Annotated in this window: 3 protein-coding genes and 1 pseudogene; all 4 read left to right on the top strand. The window is 59.2% G+C overall.

What is annotated here, in order from left to right; translation table 11 throughout:
• The first annotated feature begins 24 nt into the window (after positions 1 to 24).
• Positions 25 to 228, top strand: a complete 204-nt coding sequence (locus WBP53_RS15450; protein ID WP_423930509.1) for a hypothetical protein — start codon at positions 25 to 27, stop codon at positions 226 to 228.
• A gap of 150 nt (positions 229 to 378) precedes the next feature.
• The gene (locus WBP53_RS15445; protein WP_423930507.1) at positions 379 to 2,247 is read left to right on the top strand and encodes a hypothetical protein; all 1,869 of its coding nucleotides are present in this window, start codon (positions 379 to 381) and stop codon (positions 2,245 to 2,247) included.
• A 3-nt stretch (positions 2,248 to 2,250) separates the two neighbouring features.
• Positions 2,251 to 4,137 (top strand): hypothetical protein, encoded by a 1,887-nt coding sequence (locus WBP53_RS15440; protein WP_423930505.1) that lies wholly within the window; start codon positions 2,251 to 2,253, stop codon positions 4,135 to 4,137.
• Positions 4,138 to 4,398: 261 nt separating this feature from the next.
• Positions 4,399 to 5,099, top strand: a pseudogene (locus WBP53_RS15435) (hypothetical protein); the annotation flags it as partial.

Genomic DNA, 5,099 nt, shown 5'->3' with positions numbered 1-5,099 from the left:
GGATCTGGGTACAGGCGAATGATCTTGAGCCGTGTCATCGCAAGGGCATCGGACGTTGATGTCGAGCCGATTCATGACACGGGCTTCGATCGCTCTGCTCGCGTTTCTGCTTCGTTGTTTGCTTCAGCCATGATGCTTTCCGAACCATCTGCGAACTTCAACAGCCAAAGGGCTGGTCAAGCTTCGGACATGAACGCCTCTACCAGGGGATTTTCAACAGCCGACTGACTGGTCAATTTCGTCGCCGGCGCGGGCTTCCGTGGGGCGCATCGCACGGACTGATCTGCGGGAAAGCAACCGAGAACTGCGTCACAGAGTAGAATCATGCATTGGCCGGTCGAGGCATGACCGCGCCGCACAGGGGAAGGGGCCAATGAAGTGAGTTTTTTCGACGAACTCAAACGCCGTAACGTTATCCGCATGGCCGGCGTGTATCTGGTCGGTGCCTGGATGATTTTCCAGGTAGCCGAGACCTTGCTGCCTGCGTTCGACATACCTGACTGGGTCTTGCGTGCCATCGTGATAGTGCTGGGCCTGGCATTCCTGCCAGCGCTGGCATTCTCCTGGGTGTTCGAAATGACGCCAGAGGGACTGAAGCGTGAGAGTGAGATTGCCCTTGAGCAATCCATCGCGGCGCATACAGGCAAGCGAATGAATCGGCTGTTTATTGCCCTGCTGGTGCTTGCCGTGCTCTATCTGGGTTTCGACAAGTTCGTGCTTTCTCCGGCACGTGACGCTACTCGATTTGCCGGAAGTCTGATTGCAATTCCGGAGCAGGACGCCACGCCAGAGGAGCCGGCGATCAACGCCAAGTCCATCGCTGTGCTGCCATTCGCCGATCTCAGTCCCGGACATGATCAGGAATACTTTTCCGATGGCATGTCGGAAGAAATCCTCAACGCTCTGGCCAAGATTCAGGATCTAAAGGTCGCCGGACGCACCTCGTCGTTTCACTACAAGGGCAAGAACGATGATCTGCGTGAAATTGCTGCTGCTCTCGGCGTTGCCACCATTCTCGAAGGTTCGGTGCGCAAGCAAGGTGACAAGGTGCGTATCATCGCGCAGCTGATCCAGGCTTCTGATGGCTTTCACATGTGGTCGGAAACCTACGACGGCGACCTGAGTGATGTGTTCGAACTGCAGGAGCGCATTGCTCGCGCGATTACCGAAAATCTGAAAGTGGTGCTCCAGGGCGACCAGAAGTCACGCCTGGTGCACCAGTCAACCACCAACACGGCCGCCTATGCGCTGTATTGGCAGGCAGCTGTCCCGTTCAATCAACGCGATGCGAGTGGGTTCCCGCGTGCCGTCGAGCAATTGCAGGAAGCGATTCGCCTCGACCCAGGGTTTGTCCGGGCGCATGCGCGGCTGGCCTCTCTGTTCGCGATTGCGCCAGCCTACGACGCCGGCATTTCCGAGGATCCAGCTGCGGATGCCGTGCGTGAAGCGCAGCTCGCCATCGAGCAGGATCCGACCCTGGCTGAGCCGTATGCGGCGTTGGGTCTTGTCTATGGAGGACAACGTCAGGGAGTGAAATCACACGAGGCCTTTGAAAAGGCGATCGCTCTCGATCCAAACGACATTACCGCCAACCTCTGGCTGGGAACCAACCAACAGCAGAACGGATACCTGGCATCAAGCGCCGCCACGCTGGACAGGTTGCTGGCAATCGACCCGCTGTTGCCGGTCGCGTTGTTGTGGCGAGGCAATGGGTATGCTCAGGCAGGACAATGGACCGAGGCCGAAGAGGCCTATCGGCGTGCCGATCAAACGGGACTGGTTCATGCAGGAATAGGCCTCTCGATGGTTGCCGTACGCAATGGGGATACCGATGAGGCGTTGCGTCAGTTGAGCAAGGGCTTGCAGCCCTTTACTCGCGAATTTCCAGCTGAAAGTGCAGAGATCCTGGCAGAAGGCATACTGGGCGATGAGACCGCGCGCTCGAATGCGGTCGCCGTTGTCGACGCCTATCTTGCGACCAACCCCGCAGTGATGGCCGGAGTCGCCCCCTATGCCCTGGTCCGTCTCGGTCAACCCGAGCGCGCGATGACGCTGATGGCGGACAATCCGACCAGCAACGACCCCTTGTTCCTGTCGATGCTCTGGGGGCCGCCCGGTCGAGATGCACGCAGGGCCCCCGAATTCCCGGAATTTGCCAGACAGATCGGACTGGCAGATCTATGGGACCGGTTCGGCCCGCCGGATCTGTGCCGCAAGAATGACAGGGGCGACTATGTCTGCGAGTAGGCCATGAGTTTTCTTGCGGAACTCAAACGCCGCAATGTGATACGCGTCGGTGTCGCCTGGCTGGCCTTGTCCTGGTTGATGGTGGCGATTTCCAACCTGCTGTATCCGGCATTGGGATTGCCGATCGGCTCGGTGCGTTGGCTGTTGCTGGGCTTGCTCGTGGCATGGTTGCCAATGATGTTGCTGGCCTGGCGCTACGAGATGGCTGGGCAGGGATTGCGCGTGGATCGTGGCCCGGGAGTTGCCAACCCGCACAACACGCGCACGGCACAGCGAATTGATCAGGCCACTGTCGTGCTGGTACTAGGCGCACTGAGTCTGTCGATCCTGCATCAGGTGTTAGCGCCTTACGCGGCCGAACGTGCCGCCAACATGCAGGCAACGGTGCCGATCGAAGCTCCGGCTGTGCCTGATCTGCCAGTTCGTCCTGCCGAGCCGATCGACCCACGTTCGATTGCGGTATTGCCTTTCGCCAACTTCAGTCCTGATCCCGACGATGCCTATTTCGCAGATGGCCTGGCCGAGGAGTTGCTCAATGTGCTGGCTCGCATCGCTGATCTGAAAGTCATCTCGCGCAGTTCCTCGTTCGCGTTTCGCAATACCGATGTTGGCGTCAGGGAAATCGCCGCGCGACTCGGCGTTGCTTACCTGCTGGAAGGCTCGGTGCGTCGCCAAGGCGATGATATCCGCATCACGGCGCAGCTGATTCACGCTTCGGATGGCTTTCACATGTGGTCGGAAACCTACGACCGGCACCTCAGCGACATCTTTCAGGTCCAGCAGGAGATTTCCCAATCTATTGCAGATGCTCTGGTCGCGTCCTTGGGTACACGTACGATCAAGGTCGCACCCGCAACCGGCGACATGCGGGCCTATGAATCGTATCTGCGCGGCCGCCAGTTATTTATCCAGCGCGGCGCCAACCTGCCGGCGGCGCGCGAATTGCTCGAACAGGCGCTTGCGCTGGATCCGGGATTCGCCGATGCCTGGGCCACTCTGGCCGGCACCTGGTATGTGTGGGGTTCGTACGCACCCGATCCGATGGGCGTCGACTCGCTGCAACGCGCAACCGATGCCGCAGCGAAAGCGCTGGCCCTGCAACCCGATCATCCAGCTGCGCTGGCCGTCAGTGCCCGACTCGCTGCAGTCGCAAGCGATCGTTTGCTGGAAGCACGGCTGATCAGGCGCGCGCTCGAGCTTGAACCGAACAACGCCAACACCTGGCTCTGGCAGGGGCTGGGCCAGATCGAAGTCGGTCACGTCGATGCAGCGCACGAAAGTTTTGTTCATGCACAACGCCTCGATCCCTTGAGTGGACTGCAACAGGGCTGGTTAGGTATCAGCATGGCCCTGCGCGGTGATCGCGAAGCCGGCGAAGCCTTCCTGCAACAGGCGCACACTCTTGGCTGGCGCGGCCCGGCCAGTCGCGCACTCTTCCTGGTTGCACTCGGCGATGGCACCAACACGGACGCCGAAATCACGCAGCGCTACCTGGACTGGGTGCACGACGACGAGACCATGCCGTCAAGTCAACGCGATCTGGCGCGTTCGCTTGCGCCAGCACTTGCTGATCCGGACTTGCGACCACAGGCCCTTGAATCCCTGATCAACGCAGCCAATGCAGATCCCCAGCTTGAATGGGCGATCCTGCTCGACAGTTTCGGTGCCGACGATGCAGCCATGACTCGAGTGCTGCACGCAGATCGCACAGCCGCCCAATCACTGCAACTGAGCCTTTGGTATCCACAGTTCAAGCCTTTGAGGGCACTGCCGGACTTCATGACACTGGCCGATCGCCAGGGCATGTTGGCCTATTGGCAAGAGCTGGGCCCGCCCGATGGTTGTCGTTTCGAAACCGAGCCATCGCCGCAGCTGGACTGCGATCAATGAGCATCTTCACCGAACTCAAGCGCCGCAACGTGATCCACATGGCCGTGGAGCCACGAGCCGCGAGATCCGCAGGTTGGGGTGAGCGCAAGCGAACTCCAACGATTCCTCAGGGCACAAGATCATGAAAAAACAGATCGAGCACACAAGCGCAAATTTGCGATCAAATTGCGCATCGAGGCAACACATGGTTTGTCGCGCCGTTGGGGTTCGCTTGCGCTCACTCCAACCTGCGAAAGTCTTGAATCAGCAGGGGGTCGCAGCATGAGCCTGTTCGCCGAACTCAAACGCCGCAATGTGATTCGCATGGGCGGGTTGTACCTGATCTCTGCCTGGTTGATCGTGCAGGTGGCCGAAACATTGTTGCCGCTATATGCGACGCCAGACTGGGTGTTGAAGACAATCGTGATGCTGCTGGCGATCGGTTTCGTGCCGGCGTTGGTGTTCGCCTGGATCTTCGAAGTAACACCCGACGGCATCAAGCGCGATGTCGATGTCACGCCTGATCAATCCATCGCGCCACACACAGGGCGACGCATGGATCGCGTGATTATCGGCTTGCTGGTCATCACCCTTGGCTATTTCGCGCTCGACAAGTTCGTATTCACACCGAAACAGCAACCCGCGCTGACAGAAGCAACGGACACTGAGGTGAAGCCAGCCGCTCTGCTGGAAAACGCAACAAAGCCAGCTAATGACAACTCGATTGCCGTGCTGCCCTTCGTCAACATGAGTTCCGATCCCGAGCAGGAATTCTTTTCGGATGGCTTGTCTGAAGAATTGTTGAATCAGCTTGCGCAAATCCCGCAGTTGCGCGTGATCGCGCGCACTTCCTCGTTCTCGTTCAAGGGCAAGGAAGTCGACGTCGAGACCATTGCCGAGGCGCTTGACGTCGCCCATATCCTCGAAGGCAGTGTGCGCAAATCGGCCGACACGCTTCGCATCACCGCGCAGCTGATTCGAAC

It is taken from the genome of Dokdonella sp., assembly GCF_049593775.1.
Taxonomy (GTDB): domain Bacteria; phylum Pseudomonadota; class Gammaproteobacteria; order Xanthomonadales; family Rhodanobacteraceae; genus Dokdonella.
This window is presented reverse-complemented; position numbering and strand designations above follow the sequence as displayed.

Excerpts from the sequence above, each read along its gene's own strand:
- WBP53_RS15440 (WP_423930505.1), top strand. The coding sequence starts at position 2,251 with ATGAGTTTTCTTGCGGAACTCAAACGCCGCAATGTGATACGCGTCGGT.